Annotated in this window: 20 protein-coding genes; 15 read left to right on the forward strand and 5 right to left on the reverse strand. The window is 70.7% G+C overall.

Annotated features, from left to right (window positions below; genetic code table 11):
* Positions 1-55: 55 nt before the first annotated feature.
* Complete coding sequence (locus ACZ6CZ_RS32515; RefSeq protein ID WP_469028437.1) at positions 56-1,333, forward strand: MFS transporter; 1,278 nt, start codon at positions 56-58, stop codon at positions 1,331-1,333.
* Positions 1,334-1,588: 255 nt separating this feature from the next.
* Here the strand turns inward: ACZ6CZ_RS32515 and ACZ6CZ_RS32520 are convergent, their stop codons facing one another.
* Positions 1,589-2,338 (reverse strand): glucose 1-dehydrogenase, encoded by a 750-nt coding sequence (locus ACZ6CZ_RS32520; protein ID WP_469028439.1) that lies wholly within the window; start codon positions 2,336-2,338, stop codon positions 1,589-1,591.
* Between the two features lie 168 nt (positions 2,339-2,506).
* Entirely contained in the window at positions 2,507-2,938 is a 432-nt protein-coding gene (locus ACZ6CZ_RS32525) for an Rrf2 family transcriptional regulator (RefSeq protein WP_469028442.1), read from the reverse strand.
* A gap of 550 nt (positions 2,939-3,488) precedes the next feature.
* Here ACZ6CZ_RS32525 and ACZ6CZ_RS32530 point away from each other — a divergent pair.
* From ACZ6CZ_RS32530 to ACZ6CZ_RS32545, 4 genes are all read left to right on the forward strand, one after another.
* Positions 3,489-4,319: an alpha/beta fold hydrolase gene (locus ACZ6CZ_RS32530; RefSeq protein ID WP_469028444.1), complete on the forward strand. Its 831-nt coding sequence runs from the start codon at positions 3,489-3,491 to the stop codon at positions 4,317-4,319.
* An 840-nt stretch (positions 4,320-5,159) separates the two neighbouring features.
* On the forward strand, positions 5,160-6,287 hold the full coding sequence (locus ACZ6CZ_RS32535; RefSeq protein WP_469028447.1) for a hypothetical protein: 1,128 nt from the start codon (positions 5,160-5,162) through the stop codon (positions 6,285-6,287).
* 117 nt (positions 6,288-6,404) lie between these two features.
* Complete coding sequence (locus ACZ6CZ_RS32540; RefSeq protein WP_469028551.1) at positions 6,405-6,860, forward strand: SRPBCC family protein; 456 nt, start codon at positions 6,405-6,407, stop codon at positions 6,858-6,860.
* Positions 6,861-7,188: 328 nt separating this feature from the next.
* Positions 7,189-7,371 carry a hypothetical protein gene (locus tag ACZ6CZ_RS32545; RefSeq protein ID WP_469028450.1) on the forward strand — a complete coding sequence of 61 codons (183 nt, stop codon included), beginning with the start codon at positions 7,189-7,191 and terminating at the stop codon, positions 7,369-7,371.
* Positions 7,372-7,646: 275 nt separating this feature from the next.
* Here the strand turns inward: ACZ6CZ_RS32545 and ACZ6CZ_RS32550 are convergent, their stop codons facing one another.
* Positions 7,647-8,462 (reverse strand): sulfite exporter TauE/SafE family protein, encoded by an 816-nt coding sequence (locus tag ACZ6CZ_RS32550; protein ID WP_469028454.1) that lies wholly within the window; start codon positions 8,460-8,462, stop codon positions 7,647-7,649.
* A 276-nt stretch (positions 8,463-8,738) separates the two neighbouring features.
* Here ACZ6CZ_RS32550 and ACZ6CZ_RS32555 point away from each other — a divergent pair, with 276 nt between their 5' ends.
* Positions 8,739-8,897: a hypothetical protein gene (locus tag ACZ6CZ_RS32555; protein WP_469028456.1), complete on the forward strand. Its 159-nt coding sequence runs from the start codon at positions 8,739-8,741 to the stop codon at positions 8,895-8,897.
* 186 nt (positions 8,898-9,083) lie between these two features.
* Here the strand turns inward: ACZ6CZ_RS32555 and ACZ6CZ_RS32560 are convergent, their stop codons facing one another.
* Complete coding sequence (locus ACZ6CZ_RS32560) at positions 9,084-9,656, reverse strand: winged helix-turn-helix transcriptional regulator (RefSeq protein WP_469028458.1); 573 nt, start codon at positions 9,654-9,656, stop codon at positions 9,084-9,086.
* A gap of 56 nt (positions 9,657-9,712) precedes the next feature.
* Here ACZ6CZ_RS32560 and ACZ6CZ_RS32565 point away from each other — a divergent pair, with 56 nt between their 5' ends.
* Positions 9,713-11,305, forward strand: a complete 1,593-nt coding sequence (locus ACZ6CZ_RS32565; RefSeq protein WP_469028461.1) for an MFS transporter — start codon at positions 9,713-9,715, stop codon at positions 11,303-11,305.
* Between the two features lie 120 nt (positions 11,306-11,425).
* Here the strand turns inward: ACZ6CZ_RS32565 and ACZ6CZ_RS32570 are convergent, their stop codons facing one another.
* Positions 11,426-11,605 carry a hypothetical protein gene (locus tag ACZ6CZ_RS32570; protein ID WP_469028463.1) on the reverse strand — a complete coding sequence of 60 codons (180 nt, stop codon included), beginning with the start codon at positions 11,603-11,605 and terminating at the stop codon, positions 11,426-11,428.
* A 32-nt stretch (positions 11,606-11,637) separates the two neighbouring features.
* On the opposite strand from ACZ6CZ_RS32570, the gene ACZ6CZ_RS32575 reads away from it, so the two are divergent.
* From ACZ6CZ_RS32575 to ACZ6CZ_RS32610, 8 genes are all read left to right on the forward strand, one after another.
* Positions 11,638-11,844 (forward strand): hypothetical protein, encoded by a 207-nt coding sequence (locus tag ACZ6CZ_RS32575; RefSeq protein ID WP_469028465.1) that lies wholly within the window; start codon positions 11,638-11,640, stop codon positions 11,842-11,844.
* A 515-nt stretch (positions 11,845-12,359) separates the two neighbouring features.
* Positions 12,360-13,439, forward strand: a complete 1,080-nt coding sequence (locus tag ACZ6CZ_RS32580) for a LacI family DNA-binding transcriptional regulator (protein WP_469028468.1) — start codon at positions 12,360-12,362, stop codon at positions 13,437-13,439.
* Positions 13,436-14,971, forward strand: coding sequence for a sugar ABC transporter ATP-binding protein (locus ACZ6CZ_RS32585; protein ID WP_469028470.1), 1,536 nt, complete (start codon positions 13,436-13,438; stop codon positions 14,969-14,971). The genes ACZ6CZ_RS32580 and ACZ6CZ_RS32585 overlap by 4 nt, the downstream gene beginning before the upstream one ends.
* Positions 14,961-16,913 (forward strand): ABC transporter permease/substrate-binding protein, encoded by a 1,953-nt coding sequence (locus ACZ6CZ_RS32590; protein ID WP_469028472.1) that lies wholly within the window; start codon positions 14,961-14,963, stop codon positions 16,911-16,913. The genes ACZ6CZ_RS32585 and ACZ6CZ_RS32590 overlap by 11 nt, the downstream gene beginning before the upstream one ends.
* A 99-nt stretch (positions 16,914-17,012) precedes the next feature.
* Positions 17,013-18,005 (forward strand): ribokinase, encoded by a 993-nt coding sequence (locus ACZ6CZ_RS32595; protein WP_469028475.1) that lies wholly within the window; start codon positions 17,013-17,015, stop codon positions 18,003-18,005.
* Positions 18,002-18,391 (forward strand): D-ribose pyranase, encoded by a 390-nt coding sequence (gene rbsD, locus ACZ6CZ_RS32600; protein ID WP_469028477.1) that lies wholly within the window; start codon positions 18,002-18,004, stop codon positions 18,389-18,391. The genes ACZ6CZ_RS32595 and rbsD overlap by 4 nt, the downstream gene beginning before the upstream one ends.
* Positions 18,392-19,006: 615 nt before the next feature.
* Entirely contained in the window at positions 19,007-19,156 is a 150-nt protein-coding gene (locus ACZ6CZ_RS32605; RefSeq protein WP_469028554.1) for a hypothetical protein, read from the forward strand.
* Positions 19,129-19,992, forward strand: a complete 864-nt coding sequence (locus tag ACZ6CZ_RS32610) for a transposase (RefSeq protein WP_469028479.1) — start codon at positions 19,129-19,131, stop codon at positions 19,990-19,992. The genes ACZ6CZ_RS32605 and ACZ6CZ_RS32610 overlap by 28 nt, the downstream gene beginning before the upstream one ends.
* The last annotated feature ends 107 nt before the right edge of the window (positions 19,993-20,099 follow it).

The raw sequence follows: 20,099 nt of genomic DNA on the forward strand, positions 1-20,099 counted from the left end.
AGGGTGCGGGGGCGACCACATGGTCAGGACCCACCGAGGAGAAAGGGGTGACCCGATGACGATCGCGGCGACCCGGCCCGGCACAGCCCCCGTCCCACCCGGCGGAGCGCCGAACGGCACAGCGGGTGGCAGGCCGAGCCGTGCGCTGACGACGGTCTATGTCGCGGGCGCGGTGACGGCGTTGGGCACCCAGATGACCATGCTCGCGCTGCCCTGGCTGGTGCTGGAGACCACCGGCTCGGCCACCCGGGCGGGCCTGGTCTTCGCGGCCCAGGTGCTGCCCATGGCGCTGCTCGGCTTCGCGGGCGGAGAGGTCATCCAGCGCCTGGGTGCCCGCCGGACCATGGTCGTCTCCGATCTCGCCCGCGCTCCGGTGGTGGCGCTGATCCCGCTGCTGCAGACCCTGGGCGCGCTCAATCTGGCCGTCCTCGTGGCGATCGTCGCGGTGCTCGGGGCGCTGGCCGTTCCGTACCACGCGGCACAGCGGGTGCTGGCGATGGAACTGCTGAGCCCGCACGCCCGCTCTCTGGCCCGCGCCAACAGCGCGCTGGCGGGTGTGCAGAACGGCTCGGCGTTCGCCGGACCGGCGCTCGCGGGCGCGCTGATCCCGCTGGTGGGGACCACATCGGTGGTGTGGCTGGACGCGGCCTCGTTCGCCTTTTCCGGGTTGCTGCTGCTGCGCCGCGTCCCGGCAGGGGGTGGCGGGGCCGGAGGATCCGCGGCCGGGCCCCGCGGCCTGTGGGCGGGGGTGCGGCATCTGTGCGGCGACTGGTTCCTGAGCCGGGCGATGCTGTCCACCGTGGTGTTCGGGCTGATGCTGCGAACCCTGATGATCACCCTGCCGGTGCTGGCGTTCGCCCGGTTCGAGGGGGACGCCAGGGTCGGCGGCCTGCTGATCGCCGCCGATGGCGCCGGTGGCCTGGTGGGCTCGGTGGCCGCCTATGTGCTGGCCGCACGGGTCGCCCCCGTACGACTCGCCTGTACGGCCCTGGTCTGCGTCGCTCTGCCCCTGTGGACGCTCCTGGTGCCCGTGCCGGCCAGCGTGCTCGTCGTCGCCGTCGGCCTGTCATCGGCCGCCGCGCCCCTGGCGAACGCGCCGCTGATGGGCCTGCTCTCCGCCCGGCTGCCGGACGGCTTCGGGCCCAAGGTGTTGCAGGCCGTGGTCACGATCAGCACCCTGGCCGGGCCGCTGGGCTTCCTGGCCGCGGGCGCCCTGCTGGACCGGGCCGGTGTCGCGGCGACCCTGTGGGGCGTCGCCGCGCTCGCGACGTTCGGCAGCGGCAATCTGATCCTGGCCCTGCGCCGCCTCCAGGCCACCGGGGACCCGAACTGACCTGAGCGCCCCCGATCCCCGACGGCGGCCGCGCAACCCGACCAGTACGCGGGTGAACTCCTTCACCCCCGGGACTGACCCACCCGCCGATCCGGCACCACCGCTCCCTCGCCCTCTGCGCCACCACCGCCACCGCACCGGCCCACGCCGCACCGGTCTCTGCCGTGGCGGCCGCTGATGAGTTCGCTGGTGGGCGGGTGCGGGGGCCGGGATCGGCAGTGTGGACTGCCGGGGCGTCGTGGTCGCGCACCCGCTTCAGATCTGGTTGAGGCCGCCGTCGACGAAGAGTTCCGTACCGGTGACGAAGCTGCTCTGGTCACTGGCGAGGAAGAGCGCCGCGGCGGCCGCCTCGTCAGGGCGGCCCATGCGCCCCAGGGGCACCTGGCTCGCGAAGTGGCTCCACAGCTTGGCCGCCTCGTCCGCGCCGGGGGCGAGGGCGGCGTTCCCGGGTGTCTCGATGGGGCCGGGGACAAGGGTGTTGACACGGATCCCCCGGTGCTTGAGTTCGTTGGCCCAGGTACGGGAGAACGAGCGGATGGCGGCCTTGGATGCGGCGTAGACGCCGAACGCCTCGCCACCGGAGGTCGCCGCGGTGGAGCCGGTGAGGATCACCGAGGCACCGTCGTTCAACAGCGGCAACGCCTTCTGGACGGTGAAGAGCGTGCCCCGCACATTGATGCCGAAGGTGGTGTCGAAGTGCTGCTCGGTGACCTGCTCCAAGGTGGAGAACGCACCGCCGCCCGCGTTGGCGAACAGGACGTCCACGCGTCGTCCCTGGTCGGCGACGGCGGCGTAGAGCCGGTCGAGCTCGGCCGGATCGGAGACGTCGCTCCGGACGGCGGTGGCGTTCCGTCCGATCTCGGCCAGTGCGGTGTCCAGCGCCTCCTGCCGTCGCCCGGTGATGAAGACATGCGCGCCCTCGGCGGCGAAACGCTTGGCACTGGCCAGTCCGATCCCGCTGTTACCGCCGGTTACCACGGCGGTCTTGCCGTCAAGCTGTCCCATGATGAGAACTCCAGTTCTATAAGGGCTGCGACCGGCCCTCAAGGTCAATGGTGTCGCCCCCCGGCGGAATCGCACGGAGGGAGGGGGCGCCGGCGGCATGCCGATCCGGCCCCGGAGGTATGCATGAGGCGATACGGGCGTTACCGCGAGCATGAGGCGATACGGGCGTTACCGCGAGGCCAGGACGTCCCGCAGCACGTCGGCCAGCGTGATCCGGTCCAACTCGGAGCGAACGGCTTCCTCGACACGGGCGTACACCGGACGCATCGCGGGCTGGATACCGGAACCGACCGGACAGCCGAGGTTGGGTTCCGAGCGGTGCATGGCGAACAGTGGCGACTGCTCGATCGCCTCGTACACGTCCCGCAGGGTGATGTCCTCCAGCGGTCTGGCGAGTACCCACCCGGCGTTGGCGCCGCGTCTCGAGTGCACCAGTCCGGCATCGCGCATCCGGCCGAGCAGCCGCCGGATCACGACGGGATTGGTGTTGACGCTGCCCGCGACCCCCTCGGATGTCGCGGTTCCGTCCCCGATCCGACCGTGCAGTTCTATCCACGTCAGCGCGTGCGCCGCCACGGTGAGCTGGCTGTTGCCCGCCACGTGACCACCTCCTCAGAAGTAACCGTAATGGTTACATTGGAGGTCGTCAAACGCGCGTCGGCACGGGCCGCGGCGTCCACGGTCTCGGCGGTCCGCGGCTCGCGCACCCGCCTGCGGAGTTGCCGCTCCTCGTGGGCGGACGCACCCTGAATGGGGAGCCCGGCACGGCCGGCCGGTGCGCACGCGAGCCTGTGCGGAGGGGCCCAGCGTCGCCCACCGCCGGTCCTGCCGCTCACATCGGGCCGATCTGCGCCAAGCACTCCTCCTCCGCATGCGGACCTCGCCGACTCGACGCGATCGCTGCGCGGCGACGGGGTCGCGATCGCGTCGAGCGAGCGGGACTTGGGGGACGGCGGTCCCCCGCCATTCGCGACAACGACGGCGACTTCCTCCAGAAGGGCCCGAGTCCGGCCGGCTGCCCGCCGACCGGCAGAGCACGGCGAACGGCGGTCGCGGGGCGCCGCAAGGCGCCTGCCGGAACCGCACTCACCACCCGCGTGAGGAGTCAAGCGCGGGAGGGACCGGACCAACCACCCGGAAGGAACACCCCATGAGCACAGTCACCACCGCGGACGGCACGAGCATCTTCTACGTGGACTGGGGGCCGAGGGACGCCACACCGCTCGTCTTCCACCACGGCTGGCCCCTGAGCCACGTGGACTGGGACAACCAACTGCTGTACTTCCTCTCCAAGGGCTACCGGGTCATCGCGCACGACCGTCGCGGTCACGGGCGCTCCGGCCAGCCGTCGTCGGGTCACGAGATGGACACCTACGCCGCGGACGTGGCCGCGGTGACCGACGCGCTGGATCTGCGGGACGCCGTGCACATCGGCCACTCCACCGGAGGCGGTGAAGTGGTCCACTACGTCGCGCGTGCCGAGCCCGGGCGCGTCTCCAAGGCGGTGATCGTGTCGGCGGTGCCGCCCGTCATGGTCAAGAAGGAGAGCAACCCCGAGGGTACCCCGGTCGAGGCGTTCGACGAGCTGCGCGCCGGACTCGCCGCCAACCGCGCCCAGTTCTACATCGACGTGGCATCCGGGCCCTTCTACGGCTACAACCGGCCCGGCGCCGAAATGAACCAGGGGCTCGTCGACCGGTGGTGGGCGCAGGGGATGACGGGCGCCGCGAACGCGCACTACGAGTGCATCAAGGCATTCTCCGAGACGGACTTCACCGAAGACCTGGAGAAGATCGACGTCCCGGTGCTCGTCATGCACGGCACCGACGACCAGGTCGTGCCCTACGAGGACGCGGCACCAAGAAGCGCCGAGATCCTGCGGAACGCGACCCTGAAGACCTACGAGGGGTACCCGCACGGCATGCTGTCCGTCTACCCGGATGTACTCAACCCCGTAATCCTCGACTTTCTCAAGGCATAGCCGGGCCGCTGGCCGCAGCGGGGACGGTGCGGTCGCATGGTCGGGCAGCTCCTCGGGTGCGGGGGACCCGGGCCCTGCCCCTCCCGCGATCCCGGAGGCACCAGTGACGCTCACGCCCTCCGCGGGCCAGCTCCTCGGCGATGAATCTCAACATCAGCGGGGACATCAAGGAGAGCAAGGGCTGGAGCAACGAGACCCGGATCACCCAGGGCACCACCACCCGCACCAGTAAGGTGAGCCTGTCCGGATACTGGGAGCCCGACGACGCCAAGAAGCAGGTCAACCCCACCGTCGGCCGCCGCTGGGTCCCCGCCAACACCGGCTTCGCCTTCGTCCAGTCCGACACCGCGGACCAGTACGCGCTGCGGCTCAAGCACAACGGATCCCTGGTCGCCTACCGGATGGTCCCCAACCCCGACATCCCCACCGACTGGAACATCATCCCGTTCCAGATCAACCCCCGCTACACCAAGCAGGGCACCCTCGACGGCCTGATCGGCTACTCCGCCGGCCCCGCCACCGGCGCCCCCCAGCCCTTCTGCGACCCCGACTTCCCCAAGGCCGGCAGCGGCGACGCGTTCAGCTACTACCGGCCCCGCGAGGCCTACGCCCTCAAGCGCCGCATCCAGCGCGAAGAACAGCAACTCCAGGGCTTCTACGAGACCGTCGGCACCGACCCCAAGAGCCCCGACCCGATCGCCGCCGCCGACCGAGTCCTCAAGGGCATGATGGGCGGCACAGGCACCAGCACCGGTCTGACCGCAGCCGCCACCGGAGACACCGCCGCCGCCCGCTCCGCCCAACGCTCCGCCGGCCAAGCGCAACATCGCCAACACCTACGTGTGGACCGCCGCCGGCGGCCTGTTCTCCGAAGTCACCAGCACCACCGACCAAGTCGTGCACACCACCGCCGGCGAGTACAGCTTCTCCGGCAGCTCCACCTACACCAACGACTACTCCTTCGAAGCCATGGGTGTGGGCTTCAAGGCCGGATTCGAGATCACCCTCGGCGGCGGCTACAGCCTCACCCGCCGCAAGAACAAGGACTCCCAGCGCACCTTCAACCTGGAAGTCACTGCCAAACCCGGCGCGAACCTGCAGAAACAGGACGCCGGAAACCCCGTCTTCGACACCAAGAACCAGCCCGTGCTCGTCCCGGGCCGCGTCGACGCCTACCGCTTCATGACCTTCTACCTCGACACCTCCAGCGACAACTTCGAGGACTTCTACGGCAAGGGCGTCGACCCCGAATGGCTGGAGACCGGCACCACCGCCCACGCCCGCGAACTCGCCCGCGCCCGGCAGACCGACCGCAAGCCGCCCTGCTGGCGCGTCCTGCACCGCGTCACCTACGTCAGCCGCGTCCTCGACACCACCTCCGGCGGCGCCACCGGCTACGTCAAGGCACTCGGCGCACTCGGCCTCACCAGCGATCACCAGCTCTTCCAGAAACTCGACCCCTACCTCACCGGTGCCACCAGCCGCCTCGCCGACCTGACCGCCGCCACAGCAACAGCCCCCGCAGCCCACTTCCCCACCCTCACCCCGCACGCCGCGACCATCACCGAGCGCCTCGCCGCCTACCACCAGGTCACCGACGCCGCGGGCCCGCTCGCCCACTACACCCCCATCGGCGCCCCCAGCTCGCCTGCACCGACCGCCCCGCCTGCCCAGACTCCGCGCGCCGCGCTCATCCTGCCCTCCGCCTCCATCGCCCGCGGCACCCGGATCACCATCGGCTACACCATCCCGCCGGAGCAGGCCATGCCCAACAACTGGGCCGGTGTCCTCCCCGCCGGCGCGGCCGTCGACTCCGGCTCCAAGGGATGGCAGTACACGCCGGACACCACGGGCAACGTCACCATCCCGAACTGCGAGAACCTCCCCGCCGGCCGCTACCAGATCTGGCTGCTCGCCAACGACGGCTACCTCCCCCTCGCAGGCCCATACGACCTGACCCTCGCCTGACACCTGACGACGCCCGAACGGCCCCCGGTCAGGGGGCCGTTCCGGCCAATAAAGCATGACCGGCCTCGACGAGCGCGCTGCGGTTCACGCGGCCCCCTGGGCGAAGCTGCCCACGTCATCACCATCAACCCCTTCCCCAAGCAGACGCCTGAGCAGGTCTACGACTTCCTCGATGTCATGGCTCACCACGAGCGATTCACCAACCACTACCTGAGTGACTGGCGCTACAGCGGCCCTGGCCGCGGTATCGGTGCGTACGCCACGGTCACAGCCGCGCTGGGCGGCACCAGGACCGACGTCACCATCGAGGTCGTCGAAGCCGACCCGCCACGGCGCATCGTCGAACGGAACATCAGCGCGGCCGGCCGACGCCTGGCCCAGGGCACCTACACCATCGAACCGCTGCGGACCGGCGGGAGCCACGTGGCGTTCACATACGTCTGGGTGCGCGCCCCGGTCGCCGACCGTCTGCTGGCACCCGTCATCCGGGCCACGATGCGGCGCGCCAACCGCACGGTCATGCGACGTCTGGCCGCCGAGTTGGCTCGCCATGTGTCCGTTGCCGGATCTTGAGGTCGGTATGAGGTCGGTACGTGTCGGCTCTTCCGCCCGACGCAGGACCCGAGGCCCACGGCGTCTCTGCCCAGGCTGGGCCCGGACTTCACGGGCCGTTCGCTTCGTCCCCAACCGGGTACACATGCCTGGGTTCCTGACGCAGCAGCCGCGTGGCGTACCCGCCTCCCCCACCCCCGGAGCAATACACCCACCGGCACACCGGAAGCACCGAGCAAGGGGCAGAACGCATTCCGACGAAAGGCGCGCGCAGATGTCTCATGAGACATAGCTCAGTCTGGAGAAGGACGGATTCAGGGCAGGTCTGTCCGTCGACGGCGGCCAGGTCGTGCTGCGCTCGAGTCAGGGCACCGACAGGGGCCCGGCGTTCCCGGAGATCGTGGCAGCAGCCGCGCAGCTGCCGGACGCCTCCGTGTTGGACGGCGAGCTGGTCGTATGGGATGCCGCGGAGCGGCTGGCGTTCGAGCGGTTGCATAACCGCCTCGCCAGGCGCGGCGCCCGAGCGGCGTAGGCCGCGCGCGAGTGCCCGGCCCATTTGGTGGCGTTCGACCTGCTGCGGCTGTCGGGACAGACACCACCGGCTGGTCCTACCGGCGTCGGCGTGCCTCGCTGGAGGAGTTGTTCACCGACCGTCCGCTGGTGGCGCCGTTCACGCTGTGCCCGTCGACCACCGACCCGGCCACCGTGCGGGTGTGGCTGAGTTGGGCATCGGTCGGAATGGATTGGAAGGCACGTGATTCGGGCCGGAGTCGGTGTTCATGAGATCGGGAGGCACCTGGCCGCGGCTCAGTCGTGACGGGCAAGCTTGACGGCTGAGACGAGCAGGATCACGGCCAGCGCGGGAATAAGCACCCGGTCCGGGAACACACCCAGGAACAGCCCGCCCAACACCGCCCCGGCGACCGAGCCAGCGGCCATGATCGCGGTGAAGCGGAGGTTCGCGCCGAGGACGGCAAAGCTGCCGTCGCGGCTGTACCGGGCGAACGCGACCAGCATGGTGGGCAGGGAAACCAGCAGAGACAGACTCCCGGCGGTCTTGATGTCCTCCCCGAACAGCAACACGATCGTCGGGATCAGTAGCTCACCACCGGCAACGCCCATGATCGCGGCGACGACACCGATACCGAACCCGGCGACGACACCGGCGGGAACCTGGGCCCCCAGCGGCAGGTCGAGGGTCCCCGGGGTGGTCGTGTGGGTGAGCACCAGGGCGGCCGCCATGACGACCATCAAGGCGGCTAGGACCCTGTACAGCGTGGCGCTGCGCATGCGGACCGCCCAGGATGCGCCGGCCCAGGCGCCGAGGAGACTGCCTGCCAGCAGATTGACCGCGACAGGCCAGCGGGCGGCAACCTCGCCGGCCGGGACTGCGGCCAGGCGGGCGGGCAGCGCGACCAGGACCACAACAAGGCTCATCGCCTTGTTCAGGATGACCGCCGAGAGCGCAGCGAACCCGAAGACGCTGATCAGCAGCGGCAGGCGGAACTCGGCACCACCAAGCCCGATCATCCCTCCCACAACGCCGATGGCCGCTCCCGCACCGAACACCGCCGGTGCTGCGTGTGCCGGCCGGATGGGATGAAGGGTCTCGTCCGTGCTCATGACGGGCATCCTCCCTGGTGGCCAGCCTCCGCTGCTACGGCGCACTCCCACCTTCGAGACAAGACACCGAAGTCCCCCCATCTGTGCGGACCTCCGAGAACCGGCTACGACGCCCCCACAGGCTCCGCCGCACCGGCGAGGCCCAGTGCTGTCGAAACCGTGAACCGGCTACCCCCGACCGCCTCCCAAACCGCCGCCGAAGTGGCGTCCATTCTCGTGGACAGAACCACGGAGGCCATCGACCGGGGAGTCTGTGCCCCCTAACAGGTCGTATGCGTGGACGTCACCGACACCGCGCTCCAGGCCGCGCAACTCCTGGACACGGAGGGCCGGTCGGCAGAGGTCCGCGGGACGCGGCTCGCCGCTCTGCAGACCGCCCTGGTGAAGGCGTCGGCCGAGGAGGGCTTCCGCCGCACGCTGGTCTTCCACCACTAGCTCCGCGCGGAGAAGTGCTTCCTGTGCTCGGTGAAGGTCCCGGGCGAGGGCGTCGACACCAAAAATGTGACGCCGTGCACTGGGCGGACGTACGCGGCTCGATGCCCGATCTGGTCCAGGCCGTTGAAATGCCGGCACAGCGTCTGCAGGGCGCGGGGTCCGCGAGCAGCTTCACCTCGGCCGGCTTCAGGTGAGGAGTTCACCCCGCGGTCCGGCGGCGCCGGGACGCGGGGACGCGGGGACGTCGAGCGTCAACGGGGGGGCCAGGCGTGCCTCGGTCTCCCCGATGGGCACGTCATGCCCGGCCTCGCACCGCACCGCGGGCACCAGCGGGGCCCCGCAGCCGGCATGGACGAGCTCGACCCCCCCGTGCACACCTTCCTCCGTGGGCCTCCCCCACCGCATCAGCGCGACGAGCAGCGGAAACAGAGCCCGGCCCCGGTCGGTCAGGACGTACTCGTAGCGAGTGCGCGCGCCCGGCTCGCGATACGGGCTTCGCTCCATGAGCCCGTCGGCCACCAGCTGGCGCAGCCGCTTGGAGGCCACTGTCTCGGCGAGACCGGTGCGCCGCACCAGATCGTCGAACCGGCGCCCGCCGTAGAACGCCTCTCTGACCAGCATCATCGCCGAGCGGGTGCCGACCACCTCCAGCGACCGTTCCATGGCGCACCAGCCGGCCACCGTGAAGGCATCCCGGTCGGCGAACTCGCCCGTGCGCGTGAACACCATGTCTTCGCCCTGCGGGTCAACGCGTTCCATGCCCCCATTCTAGCCTGACTGGCCTTTTCAGCAGTCAGACTGCTACCTTCCTGGCTATGCAAAACAGCAGTCAGCCGTCCGCGGCGCCCGCCGCACGTCCGCCTGTCCCAACCACCCCGGTCCCCACCGCTCCTGCCGCCGGGCACGGCGGCATACCCGCCCATCCCTGGCGGGGCGTACTCACCGTGTGCCTCGGCGTGATGATGGCCTTCGTCGACGTCTCGTCCACGATCGGCGCGCTCGGCGCCATTCAGCAGGACCTGCGTCCCTCGGCCAGCGCGCTGGTCTGGGTGACCAGCGCCTACTCACTCGTCGTGGCCAGCCTGGTGATGTCCGCCGGCACTCTCGCCGACCTGATCGGCCGCCGCACGGTCTTCCTCGGCGGGGCGATGATCTTCACCGCCGGCAGCGTGCTCGCATTCACCGCCGACAGCACCGGGCTGCTGATCACCGCACAGGCAGTCATGGGCCTGGGCGGCGCGTCCGTCCTCCCCGCCAGCCTGTCGATCGTCAGCCATTCCTTCACCGACCCCCACCAGCGGACCAAGGCCATCGGCGCCTGGGCCAGCTGCTCGGGCCTCGGACTCGCCGTCGGCCCGCTCGGCGCCGGCCTGCTCCTGAACCACTTCACCTGGCACGCGGTATACCTGATCGACGTCGGCATCGGCGCACTCACCATCGCCCTCACACCGTTGCTGGTGACCGAGTCCAAGCACCCGACCCGCCGGCCGGACCTCCCCGGAGTCCTCCTGGGCACCATCGCGATCGCCTCAGCCACCTACGCGATCATTCAGGGCGGTTCCTCCGGTTACACCTCCGGCCGCGTCATGACCATGTACGCCGTCTTCGCCGGCTCCCTCGCACTGTTTCTGACCGTCGAGGCACGCCACCATGACCCCATGCTCGACCTGCGCCTGTTCCGCAGCCCCTCCTACACCGCGGTGATGGGCGTGGCCGCGGTCTCCATGTTCGGCTTCGTCGGCACCTCACTGCTCGCCGTCCTGTACATGGAACGCGTCCAGCAGCTGTCCGCACTGACCACAGGTGTCCACTTGCTGGCCATGTTCGCCACGTACATCGTGGTCAGCGCGCTCGCCGGACGCCTCGTGCAACGGGTCGGTTTCACCCTCATGCTGACCACGGGCCTCGTCGTCATGGGCGCAGGAGCCCTCGCCCTGTTGGCCATCGGTCCCTTCACCGGCTACGACGCCCTGTGGCCCGGACTGCTGATCGCAGGCGCCGGATCCGCTCTCCTGACCGCCCCCTCGACCGCCGCCGCGGTCAACAGCGTGCCGCGACCGCAGGCCGGCATGGCAAGCGCCTCAGTCAACATGTTCCGCCAGATCGGCTCCGTCCTCGGCCCCAGCATCCTCGGCACCATCGTCACCACGCGGTACCCCCACTACTTCCGGGACCGCCTGATCTCCGCAGGCATCCCGGCCCCGGAGGCCACCCGCATCACCGCCGGTGCCGTCCACGGCGACGCGACCGGCGAACTGCCCGCCGCTCTCGCCCACACCCTCGCCGACTCCGCCGCCCGCGCCTTCACCGACGCCGTCCACCTCGGACTTCTCATCGCAGGCATCACCCTGCTCGTCATCGCCGTCCCCACCGCGATCTTCGTACGGCACCGCGACATGGCGACCTGACACAGCCAGGACGCGCGCCGCCGGGCCGGACGCCCTGCCGCAGGAGGGCCAGGGCCAGGCCTTCGGTCTGCCCGGCTCCGGCAGCCTGACGCTGCAGGGCGTCCGGTGACGAGGTCTGTCCTAGCCCGCGTGCAGGTGGATCTTGTCATCGACCGGCATGAAGGCGGCGGTGCCGTAACGGACGTCGGTCGCACCCGCGGGCGGGATGACCTTCAGGGTCAGCGGGAACCTCCGGGCCTCGAGGAAGGCGTGGATGCCCGAGCTCAGCCGTATCGCGCCCGAGTCGTCCCGGGCGCTCACCAACCCGTTGTAACCGCCGTAGGCCCCGATCGGTGCCCCGCACGCTGCCGTCGAGCGTCACCGACACCTCGGCGGAGCCGCCCGCGGGGACGACCACCTCGTCCGTGCTGACGGTGAACAGGCCGGGCGCGGCGGGCCGGCCGTCGGCGAAGGAGACCGGCATCGTGAGATGCAACGTGGTCGCCTCGTCGTCCCGGTCGGTGTACGTGATCTTCTTCGTCACCTGCGAGTGCAGGTAGGCCTCGCGGCCGACGTCCAGTTCCCCTTCGGGACGATCCGCGGATTCGCGGATTGGTCGCGGTCGCCAGGTTCCCTGGCCGGTGCCATGGGCGTACAGGTGGTGCCCCAGGTCGTCGGCGGTGTCCGTCAGCAGCGCCTTGATCTGCTCACCGGAGAACTCGGCGCCGGACCGGACGGTGGCCGGACCTCTGATCAGCGTCTCCGACGGACACCTCCCGGGCCCGGTGACACCACCCCCCAGGTGAGCCGATCGACAGGGGGCCAAAGTCACGCCGGACCCGGAGGCCGGCGGCCCCAGCGCAGGACCGCGAAGAAGATAGCGCGGGTCGGGGGGCGTTTTGCCGTGCCCCCGCCCCGGTGAGGCGACCGTGGGCGGTTCGAGGACCCACCCCGCCCCGACCTTGTCCCCACCCCGGTCACGATTCGGTTTCGGGTCACATAGACCCTTGCGCTCCATCCGTGTAATCGTTTCCAATCCCTCGTGTAATCGATTCCACGAGGAGATGGGCCGACGATGGCGAGTATCAAGGATGTCGCCGCCGAGGCGGGGCTGTCCGTGGCGACCGTGTCGCGGGTGCTGAACGGGCATCCGTCGGTCAGCGCCGACGCGCGAGACCGGGTGCTGGCGGCCGTCGAGACGCTGGGGTACCGGCCCAACGCCGTGGCCCGGTCGCTGCGCACGGATCAGACCCGCACCCTCGGTCTGGTCATCAGCGACGTGATGAACCCGTACTTCACCGAGCTGGCCCGTTCCGTCGAGGAGGAGGCCCGCGCGCTCGGCTACAGCGTCATCATCGGCAACGCCGACGAGCGGCCCGATCTCCAGGACCATCACGTGACGACCCTCCTGGACCGCCGCATCGACGGCCTCCTCGTCTCCCCCACCGACGGCGGCTCCCCCCGGATGCTGGACGCAGCGCGGGCCGGGACGCCGATGGTCTTCGTCGACCGGTGGATACCTCGCGTGGACGTGCCCGTGGTGCGGTCGGACGGGCGGGCGGCGGTCCAAGATCTCGTCGCTCACCTGCACGGACTCGGGCACCGCCGGCTCGCGATCATCGCCGGGCCCGCCGCGACCACGACCGGCCGCGAGCGCGTCGAGGCGTTCCGCGAGGCGCTGGGCGCGTATGGGCTCGACCTCCCCGACAGCTACATCGGCCAGGGCGACTTCCAGGCCGGGAGCGGGCGCAGGGTCACCGAGGGCTTCCTCGACCTGCCCGAGCCGCCCGAGGTGGTCTTCGCCGCCGACAACCTGATGGCGCTCGGCGCGCTGGACGCCGTACGGGCGCGTGGGCTGCGCGTCCCGGAGGACATCGCGCTCGCCGCGTTCGACGACATCCCCTGGTTCGTGCACACCGACCCGCCCATCACGGCCATCGCCCAGCCCACCGGCGACCTCGGCCGGGCGGCCGTACGCGCGCTGGTCGACCGGATCGAGGGGCGGGCCGGGGAGTCCGTCACCCTTCCGGCGCGGCTGGTCGTGCGCCGGTCCTGCGGCGAGGCCGCCGACGGCCCGCGAGAACCTCCGTCCACGTTCCCCGTACATCCCTCCCCGTCCCCGTCCACGACCCCCGTACGAAGGAGTACGCCGTGAGCAGCCGCAGTCCGGACGAGTTGCTGCGTATCGAGGGCATCCGCAAGACCTTCCCCGGTGTGGTGGCGCTCGACAGCGTCGACTTCGACCTCCGCCGGGGCGAGGTGCATGTGCTCCTCGGTGAGAACGGCGCCGGCAAGAGCACCCTCATCAAGATGCTCTCCGGTGCCTACACGCCCGACGCAGGAAGGATCCTGGCCGATGGCGAGGAGGTGCGCATCCACGGTGCGCAGGACTCCGAGCGTCTCGGGATCGCCACCATCTACCAGGAATTCAACCTCGTCCCCGACCTGACGGTCGCTGAGAACATCTTCCTGGGGCGCCAGCCGCGCCGCCTCGGCATGATCGACCGGAAGAAGATGGAGGCCGACGCCGAAGTGCTGCTGGAGCGCGTCGGCGTGCACGTCTCGCCCCGGGCGCGGGTGCGTGAACTCGGCATCGCGCGGCTCCAGATGGTCGAGATCGCCAAGGCCCTCAGCCTCGACGCGCGCGTGCTGATCATGGACGAGCCGACCGCCGTACTGACCTCCGAGGAGGTCGAGAAGCTGTTCGCGATCGTGCGGCGGCTGCGCGAGGACGGCGTCGGGATCGTGTTCATCACGCATCACCTGGAGGAGATCGCTGCCCTCGGCGACCGCGTCACCGTCATACGGGACGGGCGCAGCGTCGGGCAGGTGCCCGCGTCCACCCCCGAGGACGAACTCGTCCGGCTCATGGTCGGGCGGTCGATCGAGCAGCAGTACCCGCGCGAGCGCACCGACGCCGGTGAGGCACTGCTCACGGTCGAGGGGCTGACCCGGGACGGGGTCTTCCACGACGTCGGCTTCGAGGTGCGGGCCGGTGAGGTCGTCGGCATCGCGGGGCTGGTCGGCGCCGGGCGGACCGAGGTCGCGCGGGCGGTGTTCGGCGCCGACCCGTACGACGCCGGGTCCGTGCGCGTTGCGGGCGCGCCGGTGCGGCGGCATGACGTGAACGCCGCGATGGCGGCCGGGATCGGGCTCGTCCCCGAGGACCGCAAGGGGCAGGGGCTGGTCCTTGACGCCTCCGTCGAGGAGAACCTCGGGCTGGTCACCCTCCACTCGGCCTCCCGCGCGGGGATCGTCGACCTCAAGGGGCAGCACGCGGCGGCGGAGCGCATCGCCGGGCGGCTCGGGGTGCGGATGGCCGGGCTCGGGCAGCACGTGCGGACCCTGTCCGGCGGCAACCAGCAGAAGGTCGTCATCGGCAAGTGGCTGCTGGCGGACACCAAGGTGCTGATCCTCGATGAGCCGACGCGCGGCATCGACGTCGGCGCCAAGGTCGAGATCTACCAGCTCATCAACGAACTCACCGCGGCCGGTGCCGCCGTACTCATGATCTCCAGCGATCTGCCCGAGGTGCTCGGCATGAGCGACCGGGTGGTCGTGATGGCACAGGGGCGGGTCGCGGGCGAACTGCCCGTCGAAGACGCCACCCAGGACGCCGTGATGGCGCTCGCCGTCACCACCCCCAGCACCACCAGCAAGGGAACGGAGGCCCCCCGTGGCCACTGACACGCTCAAGAGGAAGCCGGGCACGCAGGGCGCCACGGGCGGTGTGCGCCGCCTGCTCCTCGACAACGGCGCGCTGACCGCGCTGATCGTCCTCGTCATCGCCATGTCGGCGCTGTCCGGGGACTTCCTGACCACCGACAACCTGCTGAACGTCGGCGTCCAGGCCGCCGTCACCGCGATCCTCGCGTTCGGTGTCACCTTCGTCATCGTCTCAGCGGGCATCGACCTGTCGGTCGGCTCGGTCGCCGCACTGTCGGCCACCGTGCTGGCGTGGAGCGCGACGGAGGCCGGGATACCGGTCGTCCTCGCGGTCCTGCTGTCCATCGCGACGGGCATCGCCTGCGGCCTGGTGAACGGTTTCCTCATCTCGTACGGGAAGCTCCCGCCGTTCATCGCGACGCTCGCCATGCTGTCGGTCGGGCGCGGTCTGTCGCTGGTGATCTCACAGGGCTCGCCGATCGCCTTCCCCGACTCGGTCTCGCACCTCGGTGACACGCTGGGCGGCTGGCTGCCCGTGCCGGTGCTCGTGATGATCGTGATGGGCCTGATCACGGCTTTCGTCCTCGGCCGCACCTACATCGGCCGCGCCATGTACGCCATCGGCGGCAACGAGGAGGCCGCGCGCCTGTCCGGACTGCGGGTGAAGCGGCAGAAGCTCGCCATCTACGCCTTCTCCGGGCTGTTCGCCGCCGCCGCGGGCATCGTGCTCGCCTCCCGGCTCTCTTCCGCGCAACCGCAGGCCGCGCAGGGCTACGAGCTGGACGCCATCGCCGCCGTCGTCATCGGCGGTGCCTCGCTGGCGGGCGGCACCGGCAAGGCGTCGGGCACGCTGATCGGCGCGCTGATCCTCGCGGTACTGCGCAACGGCCTCAACCTGCTGTCCGTCTCCGCGTTCTGGCAGCAGGTCGTCATCGGTGTCGTCATCGCGCTGGCCGTGCTCTTCGACACGCTGCGCCGCAAGGCGGGCGCGATCACCCCGGCGGCCGGGGCCGGCGGGGGCGGCGGGGGCAAGCAAGCGTTGACGTATCTGATCGCGGCGGTCGTCGCGGTGGCCGTGGTCGGCGCGACCTCGCTGCTGCACGACGGCTCCTCGGACAGGAAGTCGCAGAAGGTCGGCCTGTCGCTGTCGACGCTCAACAACCCGTTCTTCGTGCAGATCCGGGCGGGCGCCCAGGAGGAGGCGAAGAAGCTGGGCGTGGACCTCACGGTCACGGACGCCCAGAACGACGCCTCCCAGCAGGCCAACCAGCTCCAGAACTTCACCAGCGAGGGCCTGTCCTCGATTATCGTCAACCCGGTGGACTCCGACGCGGCGGGCCCCTCGGTGCGCGCGGCGAACAAGGACGGCATCCCCGTCATCGCCGTGGACCGCGGCGTCAACAAGGCGGACACGTCCGCCCTGGTCGCCTCCGACAACGTCGAGGGCGGTGAGCTGGGCGCCAAGGCCCTCGCGGAGAAGCTCGGCGGCACGGGCACGATCGTCATCCTCCAGGGCCAGGCGGGCACCTCCGCCAGCCGGGAGCGCGGGGCGGGCTTCGCGACGGGCCTCAAGGCGTACCCGGGCATCAAGGTCGTCGCCAAGCAGCCCGCGGACTTCGACCGCACCAAGGGCCTTGACGTGATGACCAACCTGCTCCAGGCGCACCCCGACATCAGGGGTGTCTTCGCGGAGAACGACGAGATGGCGCTCGGCGCGATCAAGGCACTGGGTCCCAAGGCCGGGAAGTCGGTCCAGGTCGTCGGCTTCGACGGCACCCCGGACGGGCTGAAGGCGGTCGGCGCCGGAACGCTGTACGCGTCCGTGGCTCAGCAGCCGAAGGAACTGGGCAGGATCGCCGTACGGAACGCCCTGAAGGCGGCCGAGGACAAGAAGGTGGAGCAGACGGTGAAGGTGCCGGTGAAGGTGGTCACCGAGGAGAACGTGGCCGGCTTCGAGGGCTGACGCAGGCGCACGGGCGGGCGGTCGCCTCGGCCGCCCGCTGCCCTCACCGGTTTCACCGGACGCATGTCATCGGACCCACTCCGGATCGGAGAACGACTCATGTACGACTACGACCTCCTGGTCGTGGGATCGGCCAACGCCGACCTCGTGATCGGCGTCGAGCGGCGGCCCGGAGCCGGCGAGACGGTGCTCGGCTCCGACCTGACCGTCCATCCGGGCGGCAAGGGCGCCAACCAGGCGGTCGCCGCCGCGCGACTGGGCGCCCGTACAGCGCTGCTGGCCCGGATCGGCGACGACGACCACGGCCGTCTGCTGCTGGACTCGCAGCGGGCGGCCGGGGCCGACACGGTCGGCGTGCTGGTGGGCGGCGCCCCGACCGGCGTCGCGCTGATCACCGTCGACCCGTCCGGTGACAACAGCATCGTGGTCTCGCCGGGCGCCAACGGTCGGCTGACGCCGGGGGACGTACGGGCCGCCGTGAGACTGATCCACACCTCCCGGGTGGTCTCGGCCCAGTTGGAGATCCCCCTGGAGACGGTCGTGGAGGTGGTCCGGAACCTGGCGCCGGGCAGCCGCTTCGTGCTGAACCCGTCGCCGCCGCGGCCCCTGCCCGCAGAGGTGCTGGCGGTCTGTGACCCGCTGATCGTCAACGAGCACGAGGCGAAGGTCCTCCTCGGCGACGCCCGCGCCGGCGACCGCCCCGAGGACTGGGCCCGCGTGCTGCTGGCCAAGGGGCCGCGCTCGGTGGTCGTCACCTTGGGCTCGGAGGGCGCGCTGGTGGCGTCCGCCGCCGAGGGGGTCTCGCGGGTGCCGTCCGTCAGGGTCGACGCCGTGGACACCACGGGCGCCGGTGACGCGTTCACGGCGGCGCTGGCCTGGCGGCTCGGCACCGGCGCGTCGCTCGCCGAGGCGGCGGCGTACGCGGCCCGGGTGGGCGCGGCGGCGGTGACGAAGGCGGGGGCGCAGGAGTCGTACCCGACGGCGGCGGAGGCCGAGGCGCTCTGCCGTGCTGACCCGGGGGACAACCCCCGCACCCCCGGCCCACCCTCCGGCAGGGCTCGTGACACGACGACGCGGAGTGGGGCCGCGTGAAACGCGCGGGCATACTCAACCGCCACCTCGCGGGCGCTCTGGCCGGACTCGGGCACGGGGACGGGGTACTGGTGTGCGACGCCGGGATGCCGATCCCGGACGGTCCGCGCGTCGTCGACCTGGCCTTCCGTGCCGGGGTGCCGTCGTTCGCGGAGGTGCTGGACGGGTTGCTCGCCGAGCTGGTGATCGAGGGGGCGACGGCGGCTTCGGAGGTCCGGGACGCGAATCCGGGGGCGGCCGCGCTGCTCGACGGGCACTTCCCCGGCCTCGCCCTCGTGCCGCACGAGCGGCTCAAGGAGCTGTCGGCGGGGGCACGGCTGGTGGTGCGGACGGGAGAGGCACGGCCGTACGCGAACGTGCTGCTGCGGTGCGGGGTGTTCTTCTGAGGGAGGTCCAAGAAGGGCCGAAAGGCTTCGAGGGGCCCGGTCCCGTCCCTGACGATCAGGCGGGCGAGATCGCGGCCAGGTTCCCCGACCTCACCCTCCGCACCGAGCCCGCGCACCAGGAGGCATTCGTCCGTCAGGAGGCGCCCGGACGGTGGGGCAGCGGGACCCAGGTCGAGATCGCCGTCGAGGCCCTCTTCGCCTGGGCTTCAGAGCAGCGACGCCAGCCGTCCGGGGGCGTGCGCAGCGTGTTGATCCCGAACCTGGCCAGCAGGGGTGCCGGGCCGGACTGCGCATTCGCCGTGTCGCTGCGCTGAACCGGGGCGTGAAGCGACAACGCCCACGACGAAGCCATCGATGGCCCACCGCGCTAGGTGCATCGAGCAACGGCCAGGCCGTCGGCCCGCCGCGGCATGGGCGCGGCCTGGCTCGCCCGTGTCTACCCCGGAAGGATCGGCGGCCCGCCTTCGATGTCAGTGTGCCTCGCCGTGCCGGTGTTGCTGAGCGCCGCGGAACGCCATCGGCTGAAGAAGATGGCTTACGGCCACAAGACTCCCCATCAGCCCGGCAACGTGCCACGGTCGTGCTGTTGGCGGCACGCGGCCCAGCAACGCCCGGATAGCTGCCGAGACCCGCCTGCACGTGGACACCGTGCGGACTTGGCGTGACCGCTTCGCCGTGGGCCGACTGCCGGCCCTTGCCGACCGCGAACCCTCAGGGCGGCCACCGCGCTTCATTCGGTGCAGGTCGCCGAGGCAAAGGCGCTGACCTGCCAGTTACCCGCCGAAAGTGGCGCGCCTCTGTCACGTTGGTCGTGCCCGGAGCTGGCTGCCGAACTGACCGCGCGCGGGATCACCGACACCATATCCGCCTCCACGGTGCGCCGTTGGCTGCACCAGGACGCGCTCAAGCCCTGGCAGTACCGGTCCTGGATCTTCATCCGTGACGCGAACTTCCGTGCCAAGGCCGGGCGTGTCCTGGAGCTGTATGCCCACACCTGGCAAGGCCAGGAGCTGGGCGAGGACGAGTACGCCATCAGCGCGGACGAGAAGACCTCCATCCGGGCACGCTGCCGCTGCCGTCCCACCCTCGCGCCCGGTCAGGCCCGGGCGGTGCGCGTCAACCACACCTACGGCCGCGGCGGTGCGTTGGCCTATCTGGCTGCCTACGACGTCCACCAGGCGAAGGTGTTCGGCCGCACCGAGCCCAAGACCGGCATTGGCCCATTCATGAGTCTGGTCGCCCAGGTCATGAGGCAGGAGCTGTACGCCAGCGCCAAGCGGGTGTTCTGGGTCGTCGACAACGGCTCCTCCCACCGCGGCAGGAAGGCCACCAACCGGCTGACCGCGGCGTTCCCGAACGCGGTGATGGCGCACCCCGGTGCACGCCTCCGGGTTGAACCAGGTGGAGGTCTGCTTCTCCGTCGTCCAGCGCAAGGTCGTCTCGCCCAACCACTTGACCGACCTGACCCAGGTCGGGGAGCGACTCCGAGCCTTCGACGACCGCTACAACGCCACGGCACAGCCGTTCCAGTGGAAGTTCACCACCTCCGACCTGGACGATGTGCTGGCCAGGCTCGACCGGTACACCACCGGGCGGCATGATCAACCCTCGAAGGACTTCCGGAGCCGGCCACTTAGGTCGAGAGCACACCTACGGTCAACGGGAAGAGTCCCTCGGCCTGTGATCCACGAGGTCTGCATCCGGGAAA

Source organism: Streptomyces sp. NPDC041135 (genome assembly GCF_055592085.1).